This window comes from Burkholderia sp. Bp9016 (assembly GCF_003857765.1).
Lineage (GTDB): Bacteria > Pseudomonadota > Gammaproteobacteria > Burkholderiales > Burkholderiaceae > Burkholderia.
The window spans coordinates 22,589-48,722 of sequence record NZ_QTPY01000004.1 but is presented as its reverse complement, the minus strand read 5'-3'; the positions used below and the strand labels follow the sequence as shown (position 1 = coordinate 48,722).

26 protein-coding genes are annotated in these 26,134 nt (G+C 68.0%); 13 read left to right on the top strand and 13 right to left on the bottom strand.

All coding sequences use genetic code 11. From position 1 onward, the window contains the following. Window positions 1-134 precede the first annotated feature (134 nt). Entirely contained in the window at window positions 135-347 is a 213-nt protein-coding gene (locus DIE13_RS06330; protein WP_124826352.1) for a hypothetical protein, read from the top strand. 48 nt (window positions 348-395) lie between these two features. Here the strand turns inward: DIE13_RS06330 and DIE13_RS06325 are convergent, their stop codons facing one another. The 4 genes from DIE13_RS06325 to DIE13_RS06310 form a co-directional block, all read right to left on the bottom strand. Beyond that, entirely contained in the window at window positions 396-695 is a 300-nt protein-coding gene (locus DIE13_RS06325) for a hydrogenase maturation factor (protein WP_124826351.1), read from the bottom strand. An 86-nt stretch (window positions 696-781) separates the two neighbouring features. Next, a complete protein-coding gene (locus tag DIE13_RS06320; RefSeq protein ID WP_124826350.1) occupies window positions 782-1,204 on the bottom strand; it encodes an NUDIX hydrolase in 423 nt (140 codons plus the stop codon). Window positions 1,205-1,296: 92 nt separating this feature from the next. Further along, complete coding sequence (locus DIE13_RS06315) at window positions 1,297-2,685, bottom strand: nucleobase:cation symporter-2 family protein (protein ID WP_124826349.1); 1,389 nt, start codon at window positions 2,683-2,685, stop codon at window positions 1,297-1,299. A 109-nt stretch (window positions 2,686-2,794) separates the two neighbouring features. Then, entirely contained in the window at window positions 2,795-3,583 is a 789-nt protein-coding gene (locus tag DIE13_RS06310) for a helix-turn-helix domain-containing protein (protein ID WP_124826348.1), read from the bottom strand. A gap of 232 nt (window positions 3,584-3,815) precedes the next feature. On the opposite strand from DIE13_RS06310, the gene DIE13_RS06305 reads away from it, so the two are divergent. The 5 genes from DIE13_RS06305 to DIE13_RS06285 all read left to right on the top strand — a co-directional run bounded on the left by DIE13_RS06305 (window position 3,816) and on the right by DIE13_RS06285 (window position 11,472). Continuing rightward, window positions 3,816-5,948 carry a TonB-dependent siderophore receptor gene (locus DIE13_RS06305; protein WP_244107207.1) on the top strand — a complete coding sequence of 711 codons (2,133 nt, stop codon included), beginning with the start codon at window positions 3,816-3,818 and terminating at the stop codon, window positions 5,946-5,948. Further along, complete coding sequence (locus DIE13_RS06300) at window positions 5,942-6,919, top strand: ABC transporter substrate-binding protein (RefSeq protein ID WP_124826346.1); 978 nt, start codon at window positions 5,942-5,944, stop codon at window positions 6,917-6,919. Before DIE13_RS06305 ends, DIE13_RS06300 begins: the two co-directional genes overlap by 7 nt. After that, window positions 6,919-8,907, top strand: coding sequence for a Fe(3+)-hydroxamate ABC transporter permease FhuB (gene fhuB, locus DIE13_RS06295; RefSeq protein WP_124826345.1), 1,989 nt, complete (start codon window positions 6,919-6,921; stop codon window positions 8,905-8,907). The genes DIE13_RS06300 and fhuB overlap by 1 nt, the downstream gene beginning before the upstream one ends. A gap of 94 nt (window positions 8,908-9,001) precedes the next feature. Further along, window positions 9,002-10,633, top strand: a complete 1,632-nt coding sequence (locus tag DIE13_RS06290; RefSeq protein ID WP_124826344.1) for a cyclic peptide export ABC transporter — start codon at window positions 9,002-9,004, stop codon at window positions 10,631-10,633. Then, window positions 10,630-11,472, top strand: a complete 843-nt coding sequence (locus DIE13_RS06285; protein ID WP_124826343.1) for an ATP-binding cassette domain-containing protein — start codon at window positions 10,630-10,632, stop codon at window positions 11,470-11,472. Before DIE13_RS06290 ends, DIE13_RS06285 begins: the two co-directional genes overlap by 4 nt. Before the next feature lie 9 nt (window positions 11,473-11,481). Here the strand turns inward: DIE13_RS06285 and DIE13_RS06280 are convergent, their stop codons facing one another. Next, entirely contained in the window at window positions 11,482-12,414 is a 933-nt protein-coding gene (locus DIE13_RS06280; RefSeq protein ID WP_124826342.1) for a LysR family transcriptional regulator, read from the bottom strand. Window positions 12,415-12,517: 103 nt separating this feature from the next. Here DIE13_RS06280 and DIE13_RS06275 point away from each other — a divergent pair, with 103 nt between their 5' ends. After that, complete coding sequence (locus DIE13_RS06275) at window positions 12,518-13,255, top strand: SDR family oxidoreductase (RefSeq protein WP_124826341.1); 738 nt, start codon at window positions 12,518-12,520, stop codon at window positions 13,253-13,255. Window positions 13,256-13,285: 30 nt separating this feature from the next. Here DIE13_RS06275 and DIE13_RS06270 read toward each other — a convergent pair whose 3' ends face one another. Continuing rightward, complete coding sequence (locus DIE13_RS06270) at window positions 13,286-14,263, bottom strand: LysR family transcriptional regulator (RefSeq protein ID WP_124826340.1); 978 nt, start codon at window positions 14,261-14,263, stop codon at window positions 13,286-13,288. Window positions 14,264-14,397: 134 nt separating this feature from the next. Between DIE13_RS06270 and DIE13_RS06265 the strand changes: the two genes are divergently transcribed. From DIE13_RS06265 to DIE13_RS06255, 3 genes are all read left to right on the top strand, one after another. Further along, on the top strand, window positions 14,398-15,114 hold the full coding sequence (locus DIE13_RS06265; protein WP_124826339.1) for an SDR family oxidoreductase: 717 nt from the start codon (window positions 14,398-14,400) through the stop codon (window positions 15,112-15,114). Between the two features lie 208 nt (window positions 15,115-15,322). Beyond that, entirely contained in the window at window positions 15,323-15,658 is a 336-nt protein-coding gene (locus DIE13_RS06260; RefSeq protein ID WP_124826338.1) for a putative quinol monooxygenase, read from the top strand. After that, window positions 15,655-16,812, top strand: a complete 1,158-nt coding sequence (locus DIE13_RS06255) for an iron-containing alcohol dehydrogenase (RefSeq protein WP_124826337.1) — start codon at window positions 15,655-15,657, stop codon at window positions 16,810-16,812. Before DIE13_RS06260 ends, DIE13_RS06255 begins: the two co-directional genes overlap by 4 nt. 55 nt (window positions 16,813-16,867) lie before the next feature. Here the strand turns inward: DIE13_RS06255 and DIE13_RS06250 are convergent, their stop codons facing one another. The 3 genes from DIE13_RS06250 to DIE13_RS06240 form a co-directional block, all read right to left on the bottom strand. Then, window positions 16,868-17,398, bottom strand: coding sequence for a hypothetical protein (locus DIE13_RS06250; protein ID WP_124826336.1), 531 nt, complete (start codon window positions 17,396-17,398; stop codon window positions 16,868-16,870). Further along, on the bottom strand, window positions 17,368-17,781 hold the full coding sequence (locus tag DIE13_RS33325) for a hypothetical protein (RefSeq protein ID WP_233410088.1): 414 nt from the start codon (window positions 17,779-17,781) through the stop codon (window positions 17,368-17,370). Before DIE13_RS33325 ends, DIE13_RS06250 begins: the two co-directional genes overlap by 31 nt. A gap of 159 nt (window positions 17,782-17,940) precedes the next feature. Continuing rightward, window positions 17,941-18,846 carry a LysR family transcriptional regulator gene (locus tag DIE13_RS06240; protein WP_124826335.1) on the bottom strand — a complete coding sequence of 302 codons (906 nt, stop codon included), beginning with the start codon at window positions 18,844-18,846 and terminating at the stop codon, window positions 17,941-17,943. 378 nt (window positions 18,847-19,224) lie between these two features. On the opposite strand from DIE13_RS06240, the gene DIE13_RS33320 reads away from it, so the two are divergent. Both DIE13_RS33320 and DIE13_RS06230 read left to right on the top strand, forming a co-directional pair. Then, on the top strand, window positions 19,225-19,482 hold the full coding sequence (locus DIE13_RS33320) for a hypothetical protein (protein WP_124826334.1): 258 nt from the start codon (window positions 19,225-19,227) through the stop codon (window positions 19,480-19,482). 179 nt (window positions 19,483-19,661) lie between these two features. After that, window positions 19,662-20,246, top strand: a complete 585-nt coding sequence (locus DIE13_RS06230; RefSeq protein WP_124826333.1) for a putative glycolipid-binding domain-containing protein — start codon at window positions 19,662-19,664, stop codon at window positions 20,244-20,246. Between the two features lie 27 nt (window positions 20,247-20,273). Here the strand turns inward: DIE13_RS06230 and DIE13_RS06225 are convergent, their stop codons facing one another. Next, window positions 20,274-21,263, bottom strand: a complete 990-nt coding sequence (locus DIE13_RS06225; RefSeq protein ID WP_124826332.1) for a sulfonate ABC transporter substrate-binding protein — start codon at window positions 21,261-21,263, stop codon at window positions 20,274-20,276. 205 nt (window positions 21,264-21,468) lie between these two features. After that, window positions 21,469-21,876: a DUF427 domain-containing protein gene (locus DIE13_RS06220; protein WP_124826331.1), complete on the bottom strand. Its 408-nt coding sequence runs from the start codon at window positions 21,874-21,876 to the stop codon at window positions 21,469-21,471. 335 nt (window positions 21,877-22,211) lie between these two features. Here DIE13_RS06220 and DIE13_RS06215 point away from each other — a divergent pair, with 335 nt between their 5' ends. After that, complete coding sequence (locus DIE13_RS06215) at window positions 22,212-23,873, top strand: ABC transporter substrate-binding protein (protein WP_124826330.1); 1,662 nt, start codon at window positions 22,212-22,214, stop codon at window positions 23,871-23,873. Window positions 23,874-23,928: 55 nt separating this feature from the next. On the opposite strand, the gene DIE13_RS06210 is transcribed toward DIE13_RS06215, so the two are convergent. Further along, entirely contained in the window at window positions 23,929-24,876 is a 948-nt protein-coding gene (locus DIE13_RS06210) for a TauD/TfdA family dioxygenase (RefSeq protein WP_124826329.1), read from the bottom strand. 186 nt (window positions 24,877-25,062) lie between these two features. Continuing rightward, a complete protein-coding gene (locus DIE13_RS06205) occupies window positions 25,063-26,019 on the bottom strand; it encodes a TauD/TfdA family dioxygenase (protein WP_124826328.1) in 957 nt (318 codons plus the stop codon). Window positions 26,020-26,134: the final 115 nt, after the last annotated feature.

Sequence of the window (26,134 nt, the reverse complement as noted above, 5' to 3'; positions counted from 1 at the left end):
GCGAAGCCGTAATCCTGATCGGTAAAGGCACCGAATTCGCGGCGATTGTTTCCGCGCTATCGTTGAAGCACGGGCGGTCGCCGCATGCACCATGCGCGGATACCGTCCGGGCAATGACCGTAGACGGGGGCTGTATGAAAAACACGATCGAAAACACCGCGGGGCCGGTCTGGGGTGTGGCGGCAGGCTTGCTCCTCGCCGTCGCAGGACTGGGTCTCGGCCTCTTCCCGAAATCGCTGCACGGCTCGGGAAGCGAGAACGACTTCATGGCATCCGGTGTCGCGGTGCTGGGCATCTTCCTCGTCGTCTATTCCACACACGAATTGCGAAGAAGGCGCTCGCACTGAGCGCACGCGCATCGTTGCGCCGGAAAAAGCGCTGGGCCGCCCGACGGCTCAGGAGTGCGCGCGTCCTTCGGCCGAACCCGAATCGACGAGCAGATCGTCGACGATGATTTCGCCGGCCGCCCGGCCGGCGCGCAACGCGTTGCGGGTGTTGCGGAACAGGTGGCCGCCGTCGTCGCCGAGCCGGATCGGCGCCAGCAGGCGCGGCGCGACGCCGGCCGCCCGCACCTGCACGATCGCGACGAACCCGAACCGCAGCGGGTCGGGCGGTGCGTGGTCGCGCGGCAGGTCGAGCCGGAATTCGCAGCGGACATCGATCGTATATCCGCGGTAGGTGTACGCACTGTTCATCTGCAGCTCGCTCGGAAGGGAACGCGGCAACGGACCGTGGGCGCATCATATCGGCTCGGGCGAGCCAGCGGGGCTGGGGTGTCTACCTACGTGTGCAGCTCGTGCCGGTAAACGAGTTCGACGATCCGCTTCGTCGGAATGCTCGCGCGCAACTCGTCGACGCGGTCGATGGGAAACCACCGGCACTTCTCGATCTCGTTGCTCGCCTGCGGAATCTGGTCGGGGCTGGCTTCCGCGAAGAACACGTGATGGATCTTCGCGAGCCCGGTGAACTGCATCGAGTAGACGAGATCCTGGCCCGTGATGCCGGTTTCTTCCTGCAACTCGCGGTGCGCGGCTTCGAGCGGCGTTTCTCCGCGCTTGATCGTGCCGCCGGGCAATGCCCATCGCGACGATGCCCGGGCGACGAGCAATACCCGTTCGTCGCGATAGCAGACCACGGTGGCCCGTTCCTTGACCGGAACGACGGCGATTTCAGGAGTATTCGGGGAGACGGGGGCTTGACGCATGAGCCGATTCTAACCAGTGTCGGGCATCCGGCCAAGTCGGTGTGCGCGACGCGGCCCGTCGATCGGGCCGCATCGTCATGGAGTGCGTAGCGTTACTTCTGTTCGGGGAGGAACCAGTTCATCACGAGCGCGCAGATGCCACCCGTCGCGACACCCGATTCGAGCACGTTCTTCAGCGCGTGCGGAAGGCTGTTCAGGATGTCGGGCACCTGCGACACGCCGAGGCCGAGCGCGAGCGACACCGCGATGATCAGCAGTGCGCGACGATCGAGCTGGATGCCCGAAAGAATGTTGATGCCCGACGCGGCCACCGCACCGAACATCACCATCGCCGCGCCGCCCAGCACGGGCTCCGGCACGGCCTGCAGCACGCCGGCGACGACCGGGAACAGGCCGAGCACCACGAGCATCCCCGCGATCCAGATGCCGACGTAGCGGCTCGCGACGCCGGTGATCTGGATCACGCCGTTGTTCTGCGCGAACACCGAACTCGGGAACGTATTGAACACGCCGGCCAGCAGCGAGTTCGCGCCGTTGACGAGCACGCCGCCCTTGATTCGTTGCATCCACACCGGCCCTTCGACCGGCTCCTTCGAGATCTTGCTGGTGGCCGTGACATCGCCGATCGCCTCGAGCGAGGTGACGAGGTAGATGATCAGCATCGGGATGAACAGCGCCCACGAGAAGCCGATGCCGAAGTGCAGCGGGGTCGGCACCTGGAACAGCGCGGCCTGGTGCACGCCGGTGAAGTCGAGACGGCCGAGCACCGCGGCGGCGATATAGCCGATCACGAGCGCGATGACGAGCGCGGTGCTGCGCACCCAGACGATCGGCACGCGGTTCAGCAGGATGATCGTGCCGAGCACGAGGCATGACAGCGTCAGGTTGCCGGCGCTCGCGAACGTGCCGTTGGCCATCGCGCCGTAGCCGCCGCCCATGCTGATGAGGCCGACCTTGATCAGCGTGAGGCCGATCAGCAGCACGACGATGCCGGTGACGAGCGGCGTGATCAGGCGCTTCACGAACGGCAGGATGCGCGACACGCCCATCTCGACGAACGAGCCGGCGATCACGACGCCGAAGATCGCGGCCATCACGGTCTCGACCGGCGTGCCCTGCTTGACCATCACGCTGCCGCCGGCGATCAGCGGGCCGACGAAGTTGAAGCTCGTGCCCTGCACGATCAGCAGCCCGGCGCCCAGCGGGCCGAAACGCTTGCACTGCACGAAGGTGGCGATGCCGGAAATCACGAGCGACATCGACACGATGAGGGTCGTATCGCGGCTCGATACGCCGAGCGCCTGGCAGATCAGCAGGCCGGGCGTGACGATCGGCACGATGATCGCGAGCAGGTGCTGCAGCGCGGCGACGAACGCGACCATCGGCGCGGGCCGGTCATTGGGGCCATAGACGAGGTCGTGCGACGGGTCGGTATCGTCGGCGCCGTGGGAAGCGGATCGGGCGGGGGAAGCGGGTTGCATGGCGAGCGGGCCGGACAAAAGGGAAAGTGCGGCATTTTAGCCGAAGGGCTCGCCCGCGCCGCCCCGGCGCTGCAATAGCCGGGATTCGGCGGATCGGCCGCGCGCCGGGTCAGCCGCCGGTCGACAGGTATTGCTGCGGGGCCTGGCCGAACAGCCGCCGGAACATCACGGTAAACGCGCTCGGCGTGCTGTAGCCGAGATCGAGCGCGACGGACGCGACGCTCGCGCCGTGCGCGAGCCGCGTCATCGCTTCGGCCGCGCGCATGTGCTGCCGCCAGTGGCCGAAGCTCATGCCGGTTTCGTCGCGAAAATGCCGTGCGAGCGTGCGGCTGCTGGTGCCGATCTCGTCGGCCCAGCGATCGAGCGTGTAGTCGTTCGCCGGGTCGGTCATCATGTGCTCGCAGATCGCGAGCAGGCGCGGGTCGCGCGGCAGCGGCAACCCGCCTTCGCCGAGCGGCGGTGCCTCTTCCAGCAGTTTCAGCAGCAGCGGCACCGCGAGCGCGGTGCTGCCGTCGGGCGGGTAGTCGCCGCCATCGCGCAGCATGTTCGTGACGAGCTCGCGGATCAGCGAGTCGATCGCGATCACGCGGCCGGTCGGCCAGCGCCACGGGGTGGCGTCGGGCTCGACACTGACCGTGCACAGCGTGAGGCGTCCGACCGCATGCAACTCGTGGTCGATGTTGGGCGGTAGCCACACGCCGCGCGACGGCGGCAACGTCCACGTGCGGTTCGGCGTCAGCACGCGCACGATGCCCCTCAGTGCGAGGATCACGTGGCCGAACTCGTGCTGGTGCCACGGCTCGTGCTGGCCGTTCTCGTAAGCGATGGCCCGCACGATCACGGGGCGCGGCAGGCGGCGCCGTTCATGCGGGTAGCGGTTGAGCAGGAATTCCTTCATCCGGAGCCGGGGTGGTTGATGCGGACTGTTCAGCACCGGACAGAATCTGGCCGAAACTGAACATTTGTTGTCTACCTGCGAAATAAGGTAGCCGCTATGCTTGTCGCGTGTCAAATGAACGAAAACGATAGTGCGACTGAAAATGGTAATGAGTCGCATTAACTGCGGCGAAAATCGGCGACAGCCATACGCAAGGGCGACAGGAATGAGGTTCGGGGAAATGAGGGGGCCGTTGAAGCTGGGTATCGCGGCGACGTTGCTCGGCGGGACGGTGCTGCGGGCCAGCGCGGCGGACGACGGCACGACGCCGGCGCCGGCACGGGAGGGCACGCTGCCGACACTGGAGGTGCGGGCGGCGTCGATGCAGGACCCGGCTGGGCCGGGCGTTGGCTACGTCGCGACGCGCTCGGCGACCGGGACGAAGACGGATTCGGACCGGCTTACGCAGCCGCAGAGCGTGTCGGTCGTGACGCGCGGCCAGATGGACGATCTCGGCGCGCAGACGGTCGACCAGGCATTGCGTTATACGCCGGGCGTCTACTCGCAGGACGGCACCGACATTCGCTTCGATCAGTTGTCGGGGCGCGGTTTCTCGCTCGACTCGTATCTCGACGGCCTGCATCTGTACCAGTCGCCGCGCTTCGCGACGCCGCGTATCGATCCCTATTTCCTCGAGCGGATGGAAGTGCTGCACGGACCCGCGTCGGTACTGTACGGGCAGGGCAGCCCGGGCGGCCTCGTCAACTACGTGAGCAAGCTGCCGACCGCCGAGCCGTATCACGAGGTGCTGCTGCAGGCCGGCAATCATGACAACTACCAGCTCGGTTTCGACTTCAGCGGCCCGGTCGACAAGGCGGGCACGGTGTCGTATCGCGTGGTCGGCCTCGGTCGCACGGCCGGCACGCAGGTCGGCCAGATCAAGGACCAGCGGATCGCGATCGCGCCGTCCGTCACGTTGCGTCCGGATCGCGACACGACCTTCGCGCTGCAGGGCGGCTTCCAGCGCGATCCGAACGGCGGCCTGTTCAACACGGTGCCAGCGAGCGGCACGCTGTTCGTGAACCCGAACGGGCGGCTCGGCCCCGACCGCTATTTCGGTGATCCCGACCGGGACGGGATGCATCGCACGCAATACTGGTTCGGTTATCGGTTCGATCATGCGTTCGACGATCGCTTCAGCGTGTCGCAGACGCTGCGCTATCTGCATATCGACCAGCACTACTACCAGACGTCGGTGACGAGCCCGTTCTCCGCCGACGGCAAGACGGTCTCGATGTGGGGCAACGTCGACAACGAGCATTACACGCAGTTCGAGGTCGACACGCATGCGCAGGCGCGTTTCTCGACGGGCCCGGTCGAACATACCGCGCTGTTCGGCGTCGACTACCAGCGCTCGATGCTCGGCGACAACGAGGGCAATTCGGTGGTCGGCACGGTCAACCTGTTCCAGCCGAACTATGCGGCGCTGGGGATCCAGCCCGTCGACACGCGGCTCGACTATGCGCTCAGCACGTTCGGCGTCTATGCGCAGGACGAGGCGCGTTACCGGAACTGGGTGCTCACGCTCGGCGTACGCCAGGACTGGGCGGGCGGCAACCAGCAGACGACCTCGCTCGCGTCCGGGGCAGGCACGATCTACCACTCGGACGACCACGCGTTCACGTGGCGCGCGGGCCTCGCGTACCGCTTCGACAACGGGATCGCGCCGTATGTCAGCTACGCGCGCTCGTTCCAGCCGCTGCTCGGGGCCGCGTATGGGGGCGTGCCGTATTCGCCGACCAAGGGCAAGCAGCTCGAGGCGGGCGTCCGGTATCAGCCGAAGGGCTTCGATGGATTCTTCTCGGTCGCAGCGTTCACGCTCACGCAGGACAACGTGCAGGTGACGGACCCCGTTCATCCGCAGTTCGCGATCCAGACGGGGCAGGTCCGCTCGCGCGGCATCGAGGCCGAGGCGCACGCGAACGTCACGCCGAACCTGAAGCTGATCGCGTCGTATTCGTACCTGAATCAATCGGTGACCGAGAGCACGATGGCGAACCTCGGCAAGCGGCCGACCATCGCGCCGCGCCATACGGCGGCCGCATGGGCCGACTACACGTTCCTGAGCGGGCCGCTGCGCCACTTCGGCATCGGTTCCGGCGTGCGCTACACGAGCAGTTCGGCGGGCGACAGCGCGAACACGTTCGACGTGCCGGCGCGCGTGCTGGTCGATCTGGGCGTGCACTACGACCTGCAGAACTGGCGGTTCGCGCTGAACGTGAACAACCTGTTCGATCGCGAATACATTTCGTACTGCTCGTCGTCGTCGCTGTGCTACTGGGGCGCGACGCGGACGATCCTCGGCACGGCGCGCTATCAATGGTGACCGCGGCGCTTCACGATGCGAGCGGTGTCGATGCGGGTCCGGCCAGCGTGACGCGTCGCCGCGCGCTTGCGTGGTGTGCCGCAGCCGCAATCGGTGGCGTGGGCGGCGTGGCGCATGCGGCCGTTGCCGCGTCGCCGCCTTCGGCGTCGCCCGTGACGGCGGCTTCCGCGCACGGGGCGCCGAGAATCGTCGTGCTCGACTGGCCGCTGACCGAGATCGTGCTGTCGCTGGGCGTCGTGCCGGTCGGCGTGGCGCGTCCGCCGTGGTACATGCGCGTCGACGGGGATCCGCCGCTGCCGTCGGGCGTGACCGATACGGGGCTGCTGTTCCAGCCGAACTTCGAAGTGCTCGATGCGCTGAAACCGGATCTGGTCGTCATCACGCCGTTGCATGCGCCGCTGCGCGCAATGCTGGAACGGATCGCGCCGACCCTGACCGTCGGGCTGTTCGGTCGCGGGGTCGATGTCTATGCGGCCGTTCGCGATGCGACCCGGCACCTCGCGCAGCGCTTCGACCGTCGCGCGGCGGCCGACGCGCTGCTGGCGCGGGCCGACGCGCAGCTCGCCGACGCGACGCAGCGGCTGGCGGCTTTCCGCGCGACGGGGCGGCCGGTCTATCTGCTGTATCCGGTCGACGACCGGCACATGTCGGTGTTCGGCGCGAACAGCCTGTACGGCGGCGTGCTGTCGCGCGTCGGGATCGCGAACGCGTGGCGCGGCGACACCGATCCGCAGGGCGCGACGCAAACCGGGCTCGCGGCGCTCGCGCGGCAGCCCGATGCGCACGCGCTGCTGCTCGACGTGCCGCCCGGTGTCGACGCGCAACTGGCGCGCGGCCCGCTGTGGCATGCGCTGCCGTTCGTGAAGGCGCGTCGCGTGCACGGGCTCGGCGCGCTGCCGTCGCTGGGCGGCGTCGTCGCGTCGATGCGCTTCGCGCACGGCATGGCGCTGGCATTGCAGGAGGGCTCGTGATGAAGGCGCATACGATGCCGGCCGATGCCGGCGCACGCGCTTGGGTGCTGCCCGCGCTGCTTGCGGTGGCGACGATCTGGGCCGTCGTTCACACGCTGTCCGCGCAGCTTCCGGCCGAGCAATGGTCCGGTGTACTGACGGGCGGTGCGCACGCGTCGCTGACGCAGCTCGTCGTGCGCTATGCGTGGTTGCCGCGGGTCGTCGTGTCGCTGACCACGGGCGCCGCGCTCGCGCTGGCCGGCGTCGTGTTCCAGCAGGTGCTGCGCAATCCGCTGGCGGAACCGCTGACGCTTGGCGTGTCGTCGGGTGCATCGCTGGCGTTGTCGGCCGCGTCGATCATGGCGCCCGCGCTGGTGGCGGGCGAACGTTTCGCGGTCGCTCTCGGCGGGGCGACGCTCGCGATCGCGGCCACGCTCGCGCTGACGTGGCGCAAGGGCTTCGCGCCCGTGTCGGTAACGCTCGCCGGCATGGTCGTGAGCCTGTACGCCGGTGCGCTCGCGGTGCTGCTCGCGATCGTAAACGAGCGCTCGCTGGTCGCGGTGTTCATCTGGGGCGCAGGTTCGCTCGTGCAGAACGGCTGGGACGTCGCTGCGTGGCTCGTGCCGCGCGTGGCTGGCTGCATGGTGGCCGCGTGGCTGCTTGCGCGGCCGCTTGCGCTGTTCGCGCTCGACGATCGCGGTGCGCGCCAGCTCGGTTTGTCGGTCGTGGCGGTGCGCCTCGCCGCGCTGGCGGTCGCCGTGTGTCTGAGCGCGCTGGCGACGAGCGCGGTCGGCGTGATCGGCTTCATCGGGCTCGGCGCTCCCGCGCTCGCGCGGCTCGCCGGGGCGCGCCGGTTGCGCGACCGGTTCGTGTGGGCGCCGTGCATCGGCGCGCTGCTGCTGACGCTCGCGGACCAGGCCGTGCAATGCCTGCCCGGCACGCTTGGCGAAGCGTTGCCGACCGGCGCCGCGCTGGCGCTGCTCGGCGGTCCGTTGCTGCTCGCGATGCTGCGGCGCGTCCATACGGGCGCGGTACGCCCGGCGATGGACACGCACGACGTGCGGCGCCGCTCCGTCGGCCGGTTCGTGCTGCCGGGCGTCGTCGCGCTCGCGCTGGGCGTGTGGGCGTCGCTGCATTTCGCGGTGACGACGGACGGCTGGCAATGGACGCATGCCGCGCAATGGCCGGCCGTCGCGTTCTGGCGGGTGCCGCGCGTGGCCGCGTCGCTCGGCGCGGGCGTGATGGTCGCGCTGGCCGGCACGGTATTGCAGCGCCTGACCGGCAATCCGATGGCGAGCCCGGACCTGCTCGGCGTGAGCGGCGGCGCGATGCTCGGGCTGCTGGTCGCCGCGCTCGGCGCGGGCGTGCCGTCCGCGCCGGTGTTGCTGGGCGGCGCATCGGCGGGCGCGCTCGCGTGCCTGGCGGCGATGGTCGCGTTCGGCCGTCGCGGCGGTTTCTCGCCCGACCGGATGCTGCTCGTCGGCATGGCGATCAGTGCGTTCTCGCAGGCCGTGATCGTGCTCGCGACCGCGCGTGGCGGCCTGCAGGCCGAACTGCTGCGCGCGCTGCTGTTCGGCTCGACCTACGTGGTTCTGCCGCAGACGGCGATCGCGGTCTGGATCTGCACCGTGGCGGCCGGCGTGCTCGCGTGGCTGGCGTTGCGCTGGCTCGACATCCTGCCGCTCGGCGCGGATGTCGCGAATGCGCTTGGCGTGCGCGCAAGCCATGCGCGCGCGGCGTTGTTCGCGGTGGCCGCGATCCTGACGGCGGGCGCGACGATCGTGATCGGGCCGATGTCGTTCGTCGGACTGATGGCGCCGCATTTCGCGCGGCTGCTGGGCTTCACGCGCGCACGCTCGCAATTGCCGATCGCGGCGCTCGTCGGCGGGTTGCTGATGGTTGCGGCCGACTGGCTCGGCCGCAACCTGCTGTTTCCGCAGCAACTGCCGGCCGGCATTCTCGCGACGCTGGTCGGCGGACCCTATCTGCTCTGGCTGTTGCGGCGATGAGGTCGACGCAACGCCGCATCTCCACTACAACTGATGGCGGCACGCCGCCCGTCGCGCGAGCGGCAGGGCGGCGTCGCACGTGCAAGGATTCCCCATGTCGCTGTTTCGTTTCCTGACCGGCAGTTTTCGCTGGACCCTGCCGCTCGCATTGCTGACGAGCCTCGCGAGCGGGATTGGCAATGCCGTGCTGATCGCGCTGATCAACCAGGCGCTCGGAGCGTCGGCCGAACGCCTCGTGGCGCTCGGCTGGCGCTTCGCGGCGGTCGTCGTCGCGGTGCTCGCCGCGCGCGCGGTGTCGCAGATGCTGTTCATGTCGCTCGGGCAGCGCGCGAAGGCGATGCTGCGCATGCGGACGATCCGCCGCATCGGCGATGCGGCGTACCCCGATCTCGAACGGCTCGGCAGCGCGAAATCGCTGTCGGTGCTCACGCAGGATCTCGACACGATCGTCGTGTTTTTCGTCAACCTTCCGACGATCGCGATGCAGGGTGCGGTGATCGCCGGCTGTCTCGCGTACCTCGGCTATCTGTCGTGGCAGATCCTGCTGTTCGCGGCCGTCACGATCGGGGTCGCGATGCTCGGCTTTCGCGTGGTCCAGGGGCGCGCGCTGACCGACCTGCGCGATTCGCGTCGACGGGAGGACGATCTCGTGCGCCACTTCCGCGCGCTGTTCGACGGCGCGAAGGAGCTGAAGCTGCATCGCGCACGCCGCGCCGCATTCGTCGACGAGATGCTCGCGCCGGGCGTCGAAGCCGTGCGCGTGCAGCGCACGCGCGGCTACATGCTGTATGCGGCCGCGGCGAGCTGGGGCAACCTGGTCCTGTTCGCATTCATCGGCCTCACGTTGTTCGTGCTTGCGCGCTGGTTCGAGATCGATGCGCGCGTCGCGTCGGGCTACGCGATGGTGTTCCTGTACATGATCATGCCGATCGAGGGGCTGCTTGCCGCGATTCCTTCGGTCAGCATCGCGCGCGTCGCGTTCGAGCGCATCGAGCAGCTCGATGCGGAACTGCCGCGCGAGCCGGTGGGCGGCGCGCGGCCCGTGCACGCGTTCGGGCGGATCGCGCTCGACGGCGTCACGCATCGCTATGTGCGCGACGGCGAAGCGTTCACGCTGGGGCCGATCGACCTGTCGTTCGCGCCGGGCGAAACGGTGTTCCTGATCGGTGGCAACGGCAGCGGCAAGACGACGCTCGCCAAGCTGATCACGGGCCTGTACGCGCCCGAAGGCGGGCGGATCCTGCTCGACGGCGAGCCGGTCGATGCGGCGTCGCGGGAGCGTTACCGGCACCTGTTCTCGGCCGTGTTCAGCGATTTCTTCCTGTTCGAACGACTGTTCGGCATCGACATGGCGTCGCGCCAGCGGGCGCGCGCACTGCTCGACGCGCTGCAGCTGTCGCACAAGGTGGCGGTCGACGGCGGCGCGTTTTCCACGCTCGAGCTGTCGCAGGGGCAGCGCAAGCGGCTCGCGCTGCTGGTCGCGTATCTGGAAGACCGGCCGTTCTACGTGTTCGACGAATGGGCTGCCGACCAGGATCCGCTGTTCAAGGATGTGTTCTACCGGCAATTGCTGCCGGAACTCAAGGCGCGCGGCAAGACCGTGCTGGTGATCTCGCACGACGACCGCTATTTCGCGCTGGCGGATCGCAGCGTGAAGCTCGACTACGGGCAGATCGTCGCGCAGTCCGCCACCGTGGCGCCGCATTCGACGGTATCTCCGACATGAATCCGATTGCTTCCGTACCGGCGCCTGCTCTCGCGCCGGATGTTTCCGCGGCCGTCGCGTCGCCGGCCCCGTTCTTCGCGCTCGAACGCGTGTCGTTCGAAGCGGCCGGTCGCGTGCTGCTGCATCCGGCCGATCTCGCATTCGCGCGCGGCAGCGTGGTCGGCCTGCTCGGTCACAACGGCTCGGGCAAGTCGACGCTGGTAAAACTGCTCGCGCGGCAGCAGCGGCCGTCGGCAGGCACGATTCGTCTGCAGGATCGCCCGCTCGATACCTGGGCCAGCCGGGCGCTGGCGCGTGCGGTCGCGTATCTGCCGCAGCATCTGCCCGCGACCGACGGGCTGACCGTGCGCGAGCTCGTCGCGCTGGGCCGCTATCCCTGGCATGGCGCACTGGGCCGATTCGGCGACGAGGATCGCGCGATGGTCGACGATGCGTTGCGCGCGATGGACGTCGCGGCATTCGCGGATCGGGCGGCCGACAGCCTGTCGGGCGGCGAGCGACAGCGCGCGTGGCTTGCGATGCTCGTCGCACAGCGCAGCGAATGCCTGCTGCTCGACGAGCCGATTTCCGCGCTCGACGTGCGGCACCAGATCGAGGTGCTCGCGCTCGTGCGTGCGCTGACGCTCGAACGCGGGCTCTGCGTGGTCGTCGTGCTGCACGACGTGAATCTCGCCGCGCGCTATTGCGACCGGCTCGTCGCGTTGCGACAGGGGCGCATCGTGGTCGAAGGGACGCCGGATGCGTTCATGCGCGATCACGTGTTGACCGACGTCTACGACATCCGGATGGGCACGGTCGCGCATCCGGTCGGGCAAGGCCGGATCGGGTTCGCGTATTAGGGCCTGTTGTCAGCGTACTCGCTGCGACGACGCCTGCGGCACATGGAATCCGGGGAGTTCGGGAAGCCGCTGCTCCATGAACTGCAGGAACGTGCGGGTCCTGAGCGGCAGATAGCGTCGCGATGCGTACACGAGATGCAGCGCGTGCGGCATGCTCATCTGCCATTTCGGCAGCAGCCGGACGAGTTGTCCGCCGTCGATCAGGTCCTGGACGAGCCATGCGGGCGCACTGCCCATCGCGTTTCCCGCGAGGAAACATTCGCGCAATGCGAGCGAACTGTTGACGCGATACCGGCCGCGCATCGCGATGCTGATTTTCTCCGCGCCTCGGGTGAATTCCAGGTCGGTTCCGATATCGGCGCGCGCGTAGCCGACGTACTCGTGCTTCGCGAGGTCGGCCGGCCGGCGGATCGCGGGCGACTGCGCGACATAGCGCGGCGCGGCCACGAGCAGGCGCGGCGACGACGCGACGCAGCGCGCGATCGCGTCCGGCGGCAACGCGTGGCCGAGACGGATGGCCACGTCGACGCCTTCCTCGATCAGGTCGATCACGCGGTCGGTCAGATGCAGCTCGACTTCGATCTCCGGACAGGCCGCGAGGAATTCGAGCACGAGTGCATTCAGCCGCAGTTCGCCGAGCCCCGTCGGCGCGTTGACGACCAGCTTGCCGACTGGCCGCAGCGTCTGTCCGCGCACGTCGGCCACGGCGTTTGCGTATTCGTCGAGCACGCGCTTGCAGCGTTCGTAGAACCGCCGGCCTTCGTCGGTCGGCGCGACGTTCGTCGTCGACCGTTCGAGCAGCCGGACGCCCAGCGTTTTCTCGAACGCGGCGATGACCTTGCTGATCGTCGGCTGGCCGGTGCCTTCCTCGCGCGCGACGGCCGAGAAATTGCCCAGCTCGACGGTGCGCACGAAGAGACGCATGGAACGCAGCGAATCCATCTTATTCCTCCGTGGCATGACCCCTATTCGATTTAGACGTATTCCGTCTCGTTGGAGCATGACCTAAGGTTCGCGAACATTCAATCCCCGACGAGGAGTCGACATGAACGACGCAACGCAGTTTCCGGCGCTGGAAGGCGCGCACGTGGTGGTATTCGGCGGAAGCTCCGGAATCGGACTCGCTGCCGCGGCGGCCGTCAAGGCGCGCGGTGCCGCCGTAACGCTGGTCGGCCGCACCGCCGCGACGCTGGAGGCGGCCGCGCAGGCGATCGGCGGCGCGCGCACCGCGATCGCGGACATCGCCGACCGGGCCGCGGTGCAACGCGTATTCGCGACGATGACGCGGGTCGATCACCTGGTCGTCACGGCGGGGCGGTTCATCGCCGGCAAGCTGGCCGACACCGACCCCGATCAACTGTTCGCCGCGATGCACGAGCGCATCGCCGGGCCGGCTTATGCGATTCGGGCCGCGTTGCCGCTGATGCCGGCCGCGGGCTCGATCGTGCTGACCGGCGGCCAACTGGCGGATCGTCCGTCGGCGCAGGGTACGTCCGTGATCGCAGCCGCCGTGCGTGGTGTCGAGGCGCTGGCGCAGTCGCTCGCACTCGAACTCAGGCCGATTCGCGTGAACGTCGTCGCGCCGGGTTTCGTCGCTACGCCGCTGTATGACGCGTTCGGCCCGCAAGCGCGCGACGCGATTCTCGGCGACGCCGCAGCGGCGTTACCGGGCGGACGCGTCGGACGCGCCGACGAAGTCGGGGAAGCGATCGCTTTCCTGCTGGGCAACGGCTTCATGAACGGCGAGATCCTGCACATCGACGGCGGCGGCCGGCTGGTGTGACGCCGGCGCGCTTCGCACGGACCGGATGCCTCAGCCGGTTGCGCGCGAACCCGTGCCGCGTGCCGACGCGCGCGGCGGGCGGGACTCCGGATACGCGCGCTTGCATGTGTCGATGACGGTATCGCGCAGGCGGCGATGCACCGGGTCGCCGTGCATGCGCGGATGCCACAGCACCGAAACGAGGATCCCGGGCAGTCGAACCGGGACGTCGAAGCTGCGCAGCCGCAGCGCTTGTGCGAGCCCCGGCGTGAATGCATTGCCGAGGCTCGAGCGCGGCACGAGCGCAATCAGGTCGGTGCCGGCCGCGACGCGCATCGCATCGGGGTAGCCGGGCACGACGACATGAACGTCATGAGTGGACGCGAGCGGGCCTGTCGCATCGTCGGCCGGCCCGCCGAAATCGCCCAGTTGCGATGCGATCACGTGACGGCACGCCGCGTAGCGCGCGGGCGTGATCTTGCCGGATGCGAACAGCGGATGCCCGGCGCGCGCCACCGCGACGTGCCAGTCGTGAAAGAGCGGGCGCGTGTGCAGTTCGGGCGCGTCGTCGCCGCGTTTGCCGATCTCCAGATCGACCGTGCCGTTGCGCAGCGGCCCCGGGGCGCGATCGGGCTTCGAGACGAAACGCACGCGAACGCCGGGCGCGATGTCGCCGATCGCGGCGACTACCGGGCCGGCGAGCATGTCCATGAACGACGCCGCCGCACGCACAGTGAAGGTGGCCGCGAGCGTCGACATGTCGACGTCGGCCGTGGCCGGCCGCAGCACCGAACGGGCGTCGCTCGCGATCGCATGCACGCGATCGCGCAAAGCGGTTGCGTGCGGCGTCGGCACGAGCTGGCGTCCGGCGCGCACGAGCAACTGATCGCCGGTGGCGGCACGCAGCCGCGTGAGCGTGCGGCTCATCGCGGACGTGCTCAGCCCGAGCCGGCGCGCGGCGGCGGTCACGCTGTTTTCGGTCAGCAGCACGTCGAGCGCGGCGACGAGGTTGAGATCGATGTTTTCCATAAGGGGGCAGCATACGGCATTGAGCCGTTTGGCATGGCGTTCGATGCAACTATTCCTTGAGTTCGGTGCGTCTGGTGCTCATTTCCGCGCGCATCTATAGTGACTGCATGACGGATTTCCACACAGGCAGAACCATGCAATCGACTGTATCGAACCCAGGCGCACCCTCGATTCTGCTCGTCGCCGCGTCGCGAGGGCTCGGCCTCGCGATGGCGGAGCAATTCCTGAACAAGGGCTGGCGTGTCACGGGCACGGTCCGTGAAGGGTCGGGGCGAACGAAACTGCACGAACTCGCCGAGCGCTTCGACGGCAGGCTCGAGATCGAGACGCTCGACATCTGCGATCCGGAACAACTGGCCGCGCTGCGCGAGCGTGTGTCGGGCAGGCGCTTCGACATGCTGTTCGTGAACGCCGGAACGACCAACGACCCGAACGAAACGATCGGCGAAGTGACTACCGGGGAATTCGTGCGCGTGATGATCACGAATGCGCTGGCGCCGATGCGCGTGATCGAGACGCTTCAGGATCTCGTGACCGGCGATGGCCTGATCGGTGCGATGTCGTCGGGGCAAGGCAGTGTCGCGAACAACGTCACCGGAATGCGCGAGGTCTATCGCGGCAGCAAGGCCGCGCTGAACCAGTTCATGCGCAGTTTCGCGGCACGCCAGACCGGCACGTCGCGTGCGATGGTGCTGATGGCGCCCGGCTGGGTTCGCACGGAACTCGGAGGCCCCGACGCGCGACTGACCATCGAGGAAAGCGTGCCGAGCCTCGTGAACGTGCTGATCGGAAAACAGGGGCGGGCAGGGCTGGAATACCTCGATTACCTGGGGCGCACCGTGCCGTGGTAGTGGCCGGTGCACCGGTGACGACCACCGTACGCGAGAGACGACCGCCATCGGCGCGGCCGGCATTCGACAGGTGCGCGGCGGGCTGCGAACGTCGCGCCGATTCAATACAATGCGACGTCGGACCGTCTGCCCGATATCGTGGAGACGATCGCCGCCTTCCTGAACGTCGGCCCGTCCTGACGGGCCCCTGTCGAACCCGGAGCGCAGCATGAACGAGCCTTACCTGCAGGTCATCGCCCATTACTTCGCGAAACCCGGCAATGGCGACCGCGTGATCGAGTTGCTGGCCGAACTCGCACCGGCCACGCGCGCCGAGCCGAAGAACCTCGACTACGCGTACTTCCGGTCGCCGGCCGACCCCGACCACGTCGTGATCCTCGAGCGTTATCGCGACGCCGACGGGCTCGACGCGCATCGGGAAACGCCGCATTTCCAGCGAATCGGTGTCGGAGCGATCATTCCGTTGCTCGATCGCCGCGACGTGACGCGCTACATGGTGCAGCCGGACACCGGCACGGCGACGCCACCGGGAGACAGCCGATGAGCCCGTTTCAATTCCGTACCGTTCCGACGCAGATCGTCGAATTCGGCGCCGCGCGCCGGCTCGGCGCGCTGTTGCGCGAACGCTTTCCGGCGCTTGTGCGGTTATGCGTCGTCACCGACGCGTTCCTGCATCGCAGCGGCGTGCTCGCGCCCGCACTTGAGAGCCTCGCCGCGCACGGCTGGCAGGTGACCGTGATCGACGACGTGATCGCGGATCCGCCCGAACACGTGGTGCTCGAAGCGACCGAGCGGGCGGTGGCGGCCGATGCCGAGATCGTGCTCGGTCTCGGCGGCGGCTCGTCGATGGACGTCGCGAAGCTGATCGCGGTGCTCGCGCCGGGCCGGCAGGCGCTGGCCGACATGTACGGCGTCGACAAGGTCGCGACGTCGCGGCTGCCGCTCGTGCAGATGCCGACCACAGCCGGTACGGGCTCCGAAGTGACGGCCGTGTCGATCGTCACGGTCGGCGAGGCGCGCAAGATGGGGGTCGTGTCGCCGCACCTGTTCGCGGACGTTGCAATCCTCGATGCCGAATTGACACTCGGGCTGCCGCGCGCGGCGACGGCGGCCACGGGCATCGACGCGATGGTGCATGCGATCGAGGCCTATACGTCGTCGCGGCTGAAGAATCCGGTGTCCGACATGCTGGCCGTGCAGGCATTGACGCTGCTGTCGCGCAATCTGCTGAAGGCCTGCGACGACGGCACCGATCGCCACGCGCGCGAAGCGATGCTGGTCGGTGCGATGTTCGCGGGGCAGGCGTTCGCGAACGCGCCGGTCGCGGCCGTGCATGCGTTGGCCTATCCGGTCGGCGGCATTTTCCACGTGCCGCACGGGTTGTCGAACGCGCTCGTGCTGCCGCACGTATTGCGCTTCAACGCGCCGGCCGCCGCGCCGCTGTATGCGGAACTGGCAGCGATCGTCGCACCGTCGGCGACGGGCAGCGACGAAGCGAGGACGCAGGCGCTGATCGACGAGATCGATCGCTTGATCGTGGCGACGGGCATTCCGAACACGTTGCGCGAAGTCGGGATCGGCGAGGGCGACTTGCCGAGGATGGCGTCGGACGCGATGCTGCAGACGCGCCTGCTCGTGAACAATCCGCGCGAAGTGACGGAAGCCGACGCGCTCGCGATCTATCGGCAGGCGTGGTGATGCGCCGGGCGTGAAGGCGCGGCGGTTGACGGCGCGATGCCGCCGGCCGGCCCAATTATTTCAGATCGGCATCCCGGCAGGTCGATTCGAGCTCGCCGTCGAAGTACTGGTACAGGTGCACGAGCAACGTGTTGCTGCCGACCCTGCGGCCGAGGTAATGCGTGCCTTCTGTCGACGTGCAGGTCGAGAACGCAAGCGGCAGGCCGCCGGCGAGCACGGCTTGCGGATGCGCGCCCTGATGCACGAAGCGCGCCTCCCCGGCCACGCCGAAACCGGTCGTATCCGCCGGGACCGACTTCGGCAGCGACAGCGCATACGCGGCGATCGTGCGGTCGTCGTGCAGCGCGTCGAGAATCTGGTTGCCGGGTTTCGCGGCCGGCCCGGCGATCGTCGCGCAGCAGCGCGCGATACCCTTGCCGTCGTCGGGCAGAATCTGCAGCGACGTGCCCACGGGCAGATGTGTGTTCGGCGTGTAGTAGACGCCATCCGCGACCACGCCGACCTGCTGTGCGCGCGATGCGACAGGTGCGGCGAGCGTCGCGAGTGCGGCGGCGATCAGGAGCGGACGAAGCGGTCGGATGGGCATGATGGCGGCGATGATACACGTCGCCGACATGTGCGGCGAGGGCCGGTCGCGATCGCGACGACGCACGCACCGCCTGCCGCATCGGCCATGTGCGATACGCACGCACATCCCGGCGCGATCGCGACGAGCGCGCATGCTGCCCACGGCGTGACGAGCAGCGCGTCGCGTTCGACGAGCACGCCGCCGAGCGCTGAACCGGGCGCGGTGCGCCGTTCGATGCGCCCGACGAACGCGATCGCGACGAGTGCGGCGAGCCCGAACACGGCGGCGAGGATCGTGGTGAACGGGCCGGCGGAGAGGGCCGGCGGGATGCCGACGCAGACATTTTCGGCGACGCCGGCCAGAAATACGGCGGCGGCCAGCAGGTATACGCGAACGTCCACGCCCGAACCCTCCTGTACGTACGACGCGATGGCACCGGCAAGGACGGGGCCGCATCGGATCGAATCGACGGACGGGTTTCGAGGCGAGGCTTCGATTATCCCGGAAGGCAGGACGGTACCGCCCGCCCGGCCGGCGATGCAAGCATCGGCGTGCGACGCTTACCGCTCGTGCTTCGTCAGCAGTGCGGGGATTTCCTGCTTCAGCAGGTCGACGATGACCCGCACGCGCGGCGGCAGCGGCCGTTGCGCGACGAGCACGTTCAGCGCGAAGTTGGGGATCGTGTATTGCGGCAGGATCTCGACGAGTTCGCCGCGCGCAACCGCATTCACGCACGCCGGCTGCTGCACCACGCCGATACCGCCGCCGGCCACGATCGTGTCGAACATCGGGCGCCAGTGGCTCGTCGTCATCGCCGTCTGGATGCGCGCGTATTCGAGCGTGCCGTCTTCGCCTTGCAGCGGCAACTGCTCGTTCGCGAAGATGCCCTTGACGCGGATGAACGGGTGGTTCGCCAGATTCGCCTTCGTTACGATCGGGCCGTGGCGGTCGAGATAGGCGGGGGCGGCCACGAGCACGCGGCCGATCGCGCCGAGCGCGTGCGCGACAAAGCCGCCGTCGCCGAGCTGACCGACACGGAGCGAGATATCGACCCCTTCGGTGACCGGGTCGACGATGTTGTCGTTCAGCACGAGGTCGATGTGCAGTCGCGGATACGCGGTGCGGATATGGATCAGCGCCTTCGCGACGACGACTTCGCCGAAGCATTGCGGCGCCGCGATCCGGATCGTGCCGCTGAGCGTGTTTTCCGCCTTCGAGACCGATGCGACCGTGTTTTCCGCCGCATCGAGCAGTTCCTTGCTGCGTTCGTAGAAGACCCGGCCTTCTTCCGTGCACGTGAGCGTGCGTGCGCTGCGCATCAGGAGCCGCGCGCCGAGAAATTTCTCGAGTTTTTCGATACGCTCGCTGACGGCCGGCTGGCCCATGTCCAGATCCCGCGCCGCGCCCGACATCGTGCCGCGCTCGACGACCCTGACGTAGATGCGCATCGTCGCCAACAAATCCATGAAGTCGAGCCTCTTGTCTGATTAGTGTTGGTTTGTAATCTGGATCGAAATCATGGGATTGATTTCCGAGTGGTGCGTAATGCGTCGCCACTCGATGCCTCTTCCGGAAAATAAAACGAATTCACGACTGTCCGGAAATTGTTTCGCATCTCGATCCGATTTCCCAATCGCAAGATAGTACTAAAGGCCCTTTCCCCGAAAGATGCCCGCAAGGCCGATATTTGATATCGGTCGCGCAGACTACCGCCAAACCGGGAAGCATCGTCACCTTCGCCGCGACCTGCCTGCCTCGACGGGAATGAAGCGATCCGCGCGTGGGTCGCGGTTCACGAAAAGGCCGCCGCATGCGGCAAGTCGACGCGCAACACGCGCCGGCGCGTGGCGCGCGGACTGCTCGCGCTCGGTGTGGCCGCGACGGGTTTCACGGCAGCGACGCCGGGCGCATCGTCGTATGCGTCGGGTGGCGCTCGGCAACTTTGCACGAACGGGATCACCTGTTCCATCTGCACTCGAAGGACGGTCCGATTCCGTAACAGTAAGTACAAGGTGCTGTTCGACCAGGACCGGCTGGCACGCACGTTCCTGTGGAAGCCCGCAAGCTGCGCGGACGCGCTCGGTCAGGCCGACGGTTCGTAACGCGCCGCCCGCCGTTCGCTTCCAGCGCGAGCGGCGGTGCGCGTATTGTCCTGCGCGGGAGGCGGCCCATCGTCGTGTCGCGCAACCACGTGTGTTTGCCGGCGCGGTGAGCGAAAATCGATCTCCGGTGCAATCGCATCGATCGCACCGACAGCACGCCTCGACCGACAGGAGACGACATGACGCAACCGGACGAAGCGGCGCGCACGCGCTGCGTTGCATGGCAGATCGAGCAGAGCTGGCAGGCGGTCGAATGGTGCCGGCTGGCCGAGTCGCGCACGGGCATCGACTTGTCGGGCTCGGTCGCGGGCGCGCTGGACGGCACGCCGTTTCGCGCCGACTATGCGATCGTGTGCGATGCGAACTGGCTTACGCGGTCGGTACGCCTGAACTACCGGTTCGGCACGGCACCGCCTGTGCAGCGCGATATCCGGTGCGAAGCAGGGCGATGGACGATCGACGGTGCCGACGCGCCGGCGCTCGAAGGCGCGACCGACATCGATCTTGGCTTCAGTCCGTCGACCAATACGCTGCCGATCCGGCGTCTCGGGCTGGAGGTCGGCGCATCGACCGTGATCCGCACTGCATGGCTGCGTTTTCCGGACTTCGACATCGTGCGCGGCGAGCAGCGCTATGCGCGTACGGCGAAGAATGTGTACCGCTACGAGAGCGGCACGTATGCGGCCGACATCGAGATCGACGATGCGGGCCTCGTCACCGATTACGACGAATGGCGGCGCATCGGCGCGGCGCGCTCGCCGTAATCGCGTTGCAACGGCAGTACGTCAACGTCAGCGCGCGTTGGCTACCGTCACCTTGCCGGGAATCAGCTTCAGCGTGCTGAACGCATCGGCGATGTTCTGCTGATACGCGAGCGTCGCGTCGGTGATCGGCTGCACGCCGTAGCCGGCCCGCTTCAGCGCGACCTCGAGCGTCGGCGCGTCGAGGCCGACGAGCGGCGACAGTTGCGCGGCGACTTCCGGAATATGGTCGCGTCCCCAGCGGTCGACCGCGTCGACTTCCTCGAGCAGCGCGCGCACCACCTGCGGCTGCGCGGCCGCATATTTGCGCGCGGCGAGGTAGTACTGCGTGTTGCGCACGAGCCCGTCGCCGTTCGCGACGACGCGCGCGCCGAGCTGCCGTTCGGCGGCCGCCAGATACGGATCCCAGATCACCCACGCGTCGACGCTGCGCTGCACGAACGCGGCGCGCGCGTCGGCGGGCGTCAGGTAGATCGGCTGGATGTCGGCATACGCGAGGCCCGCGTGCTCGAGCGCCTTCACGAGCAGGTAGTGCACGTTCGAACCCTTGTTGAACGCGACCTTCTTGCCGCGCAGCTGCGCGACGTTGCGGATCGGCGAATCGGGCAGCACGACGATCGCCTCGCCTTGCGGCGCGGGCGGTTCGTTGCCGATGTAGACGAAATCGACGCCGGCCGCCTGCGCGAAGATCGGCGGCGTTTCGCCGACCGTGCCGACATCGATCGCACCGGCGTTCAGCCCTTCGAGCAATTGCGGGCCGGCCGGAAACTCCAGCCATTGCACCGTGACGCCCTGACTCGCGAGCCGCTTCTCGAGCGTACCGCGCGCCTTGAGCACGACGAAGTTGCCGTATTTCTGGAAACCGATGCGCAGCCGCGTGCCGCCTTGCGCATACGCGGGCAGCCCCGCGAGAGGTCCGAGCGCGAGCCCGGCCAGCCCGGCGGCCGCGCCATGCAGCAACTGGCGGCGGCGCGGGTTCTCCGGGGTCGTTTCAACGTGTGCGTGTGGCGTGTCGTTCATCGAGGCGTCCTGCTTGCGGGTTCACGGGCCGCGCGGGCATGCGGCGCGGTCGGCTCAGGACGGAGCCGGATGCGGGCGATGCGCGCAGCCGGCCGGCCCGCGCCGGATTCAGGACGATACGGCCGCGCAGGTTGGCGGCCAACCAATGAATCCGCATATGCAAATCAGCGGCGGGACAAAGGGTCGGTAGGGGCGGCGGCCAGCCTCAGTCGGTGCCGAGCGGGCTTTCCGCGATCGAGTCGACCCGATCCGGATAGAACGCAAGATGGGCGCGAATCGATTCGACGGCCGGATGCGGATGCTCGTACGTCCATACCGCGTTGGTCGCGCGCGCGCCGCCGGCCGGAATCGAGTAGTACGCGCAATCGCCCTTGTACGGGCAGTACGTTGCATGATCGGTGCGTTCCAGCAGCGCCATGTCGGCATCCTCGCGCGGGATGTACAGCACGGCCGGATAGCTCGCCTCGCGCAGCGCCAGCGCGCGACGCGTATCGGCGACGACCTTGCCGGCCACCGTGACGACGACACGCGACGGATGCGGCTCGATCGTGATCGGATGATCGGGGCCCGGCGACTTCACGGGACGAGGGGGCGTATCGGGACGGATCGACATCGTGGGTCCTCCAGGAAGTGACGGCGCGCCCGGCAGGCGCGCCGCGCCGGAACGTGCGCGCCGGGCGGACGCCCGCGCGCCGGTGCCGGCGTTGGCCAACCGATACGATGCGCCAATTCGGAGAAAGCTGCAGGGGGACGGAAGGCGGTGCGCCAGGCGTGCCGTATCCGCGTCGCGCCGCCGGCTTCCGACGCCCGCATGGACGATCTCATGCAACGGCAGCGGGATGCATTCGCCGCGATAAGCAACGCCGAATTAATTGGTAAGCGATCGGCGGCATGCGCGCGAAGATCGGCGGTCGTCATTCACGTGACCGTCTTTTTCCTTCCGCCATCATGAAGATTCCATTCGCATCATCCGCCGCGCGTCGTGCGCGGCGCGCATCGCATGCCGGTGTGGCGCTACGCTGCGTGGCTGCATCGCTGCTGCTCGCCGGTACGGCTTCGCACGCGTTCGCCGCACCGGCCGGCAAGACGCTCGTGTACTGCACCGAAGGCAGCCCGGCCGGCTTCGATCCGGGCCAGCACACGACGAGTACCGATTTCGACGCGAGCACGTATACGGTCTACAACGGGCTCGTGCAGTTCAAGCGCGGCACGCTCGATCTCGTGCCGTCGCTCGCGACGAGCTGGGACGTGTCGCCCGATCAGCGTGTCTATACGTTTCACCTGCGACACGACGTGAAGTTCCAGACGACCGCATGGTTCAAGCCGACGCGCCCGTTCCAGGCGGACGACGTCGTGTTCACGTTCCGCCGGATGCTCGACCCGGACGATCCGTTCCGCAAGGCCTACCCGGTCAGCTTCCCGTACTTCAGCGATCTCGGCTTCGATCGCAACATCGAGCGCATCGAGAAAGCCGACGACTACACGGTGCGCTTCGTGCTGAAGTCCCCCGACGTCGTGTTCGTGCGCAATCTTGCGATGGCGTTCGCCTCGGTCCTGTCGGCCGAATATGCGTCGCAGCTCGCGGCGCGTCATCGCGAAGCCGATATCAACCAGTTCCCGGTCGGCACGGGGCCGTTCCAGTTGCGCACGTACCAGAAGGATGCGCTGATCCGCTACGACGCGAATCCCGACTACTGGAAACCGGACGACGTGAAGCTCGCTCATCTGGTGTTCGCGATCACGCCGGATCCGGCCGCGCGGCTGCAGAAGCTGGTCGCCGGCGAGTGCCAGGTGTCGGCGTTCCCGCGTCCGGCCGATCTGGAGACGGTGCGGCGCGACCCGAAGCTGACGCTGTTCTCGGGGATGGGCTTCAACGTCGGTTTCGTCGCATACAACACGCAGCATCCGCCGCTCGATCGCGTCGACGTGCGGCGCGCGCTCGATATCGCGATCGACAAGGCGGCGATCATCAAGACCGTGTTCAACGGCGATGCGAAGATCGCGACGAACCCGATGCCGCCGTCGCAATGGTCGTACAACCCGCGCCTGAAGGACGCGCCGCGCGATCCGGCCGCCGCGAAGGCGCTGCTCGCGCAGGCGGGCTTCCCGAACGGCTTCGACCTGACGCTGTGGGCGATGCCGGTGCAGCGCCCGTACAACCCGAATGCGCAGTTGATGGCGCAACTGATCCAGCAGGACTGGGCGAAGATCGGCGTGCGCGCGAAGATCGTCAGCTACGAATGGGGCGAGTACAACCGCCGTGCGAAGCACGACGGTCAGCACGACGCGATCCTGTACGGCTGGTCGGGCGACAACGGCGACCCCGACAACTGGCTCGGCACGCTGCTCGGCTGCGACGCGGTGCACGGCAGCAATCTCGCGAAATGGTGCAACGCGGACTTCGAGCGGCTCGTCGATGCGGCGCGCACGAACGCGGACGTCGCGAAGCGCACGTCGCTCTACGAGCAGGCGCAGGTCGTGTTCAAGGATCAGGTGCCGTTCACGCCGATCGCCACGTCGATCGTGTCGCTGCCGGTTTCGAAGCGCGTGCACGGGCTCACGTTCTCGCCGCTCGGCGGGCACCGGTTCGACGGCGTGTGGCTGGATTGAACGAAGGAGACAAGCCCGGCGCGCGCGTGCGCGCCGGTTGTCGCCGCGACGACGGTCAGTTCAGTGCGACCGCCGCGGCCGCCTCGACGGGCGAACCTTCGAGTGCGACGGACGGGCGGCCGTCGGGACCAATCGGCACGTCGCCGACGAGCGTCGTGCGATAGAGCTGACGATCGAAGTCGAGATCGAAGATGTCGACGGGCGCGAGATGTGCGGTCGAGCGATTGTCCCAGAACGCGATGCTGCGCGGCTCCCACTTGAAGCGGATAGTGAATTCCGGGCGCGTCACGTGTTCCCACAGCAGTTCGAGCAATGCCTGGCTTTCGCGCGGCGTGAGCCCGACGATCGACTTCAGGAAACTCGGGCTCGCGTACAGCGCGCGTTCGCCGGTCTCCGGATGCACGCGTACCAAAGGATGCTCGGTCACGAGCGGGTGGCGCTCGACGGCTGCGTCGAACGCACCGGTCGCGCGGGCGCCGGCCGGCGGCGTGAAGCGATGAATGCCGCGCAGGCTGTCGACGAAGCCGCGCAGCGGCGCGGACAGCGTTTCATAGGCGCGCACGAGGTTGGTCCACTGCGTGTCGCCGCCGTACGGCGGAATCGTCACGCCGCGCAGGATCGATGCCCACGGCGGATTGACGGCGGCCGTCACGTCGGTGTGCCAGCCCGTCCACGGCCGGCGCACCGGTTCGCCTTCGAAGCGCGTCGCCTTGCGGTGCTTCGCGATCGAATAGATGGCCGGATGACCGTCGACGTGCCCGAATACCGGGTGGCCGACCGTCGGCTCGCCGAACTGCGCGGAGAACGCGACGTGCTGCTCGTGCGTGAGGAATTGCTCGCGAAAGAAGATCACGCGCCACGTCAGCAGCGCCGCGCGAATCGCGGCGATCTGCGGCGTGGTCAACGGTTGGGTGAGGTCGACACCGCGTATCTCCGCGCCGATGTGGGCGGACAGCGGAATCACGTCGACGGGCTGGGCGGCGGGTTCGAGTAGGGCGCTCATGCAACGCTCCTGGCGGAAGTGGACGGGGTGGACGGCCGGCGACATCGTTGCGCATGCACGCGTCGGCCCGGCGGCGGGAAGGTCATGGTCGGATCCTCCGGTCGGGAATGCAGGGATACGGTGATACGGCGATGCAGAAGCGGTACCGCGCATGGCGGCAGCCGGTGCCGCCGCCATGCGCGAACCTTACTGCAGCGTGGCGCCCGCTCCCTTCAGCACGACGCTGCGGCGACCGTCGATGCCGACCGGCACGTCGCCGTGAACGGTCGCGCGACGCACGACGCGGCGCGCATCGCCGTAGTCGTTGATCGCGTAGTGCTGCGTTGCGCGGTTGTCCCAGATCGCCACGTCGCCTTGCTGCCAGTTCCAGCGCACGGTGTTCTCGAGTCGCGTCACGTGTTCATGCAGCACCTGCAGCAGATGCGCGGAATCCTGTGACGACAGCCCCTTGATCTTCTGCACGAAGTGCCCGAGCACGAGCGTGCGCTCGCCGGTCTCCGGATGCACGCGCACGACGGGATGCTCGGTCTCGTAGACGGTCGACGTGAACACTTCGCGGTAGCGCTTCAGTTGCGTGTCGTCGGCATGCACATGCGTCGACGCGTAGTCGTATGCGTTCGTGTGCAATGCCCATAGCGTGTCGGTGAGGGCGCGCAGCGATTCCGGCAGGTGCGTGTAGGCGGCCGCGGTGTTGGCCCACACGGTGTCGCCGCCGAACGGCGGGATCACGACCGCGCGCAGGATCGACACCTTCGGGTAGGCATCGACGAACGTCACGTCGGTGTGCCACGAGTTGGCGCGCGCGCCGTGCGCGGAATCGAGTTCGAGCAGATGCGCGCTGCCGTCGACGGACGGCACGGTCGGGTGCGCGACGGTGTCGCCGAAGCGGCGTGCGAACGCCTCCTGCGCGGCGTCGTCGAGATGGCCCTGGTTGCGGAAGAACAGTACCTTGTGGCGCAGCAGTGCGGCGTGGATCGCGTCGAACGTCGCGTCGTCGAGCGTGCCCGACAGCCGGACGCCGGCGATTTCGGCGCCGATCCGGCCGGCGACCTGGCGAAGCTGAAGCGGATCGGCCGCCGTGCGTGGCGCGGCGGCGTGCGAAGCATGCGATGACGGGTGAGCGGCGTGCTGGACTTCGGACATCGGGAGTCTCCTGGTCGGGTCGGTTGAGTCTCCATTCAAGCAGGGACCGCGCGGAACCGGAACCGATGAATCGTCACAACCTTAGCGTGCGTCGCGATGATCGATATGTGTCGTC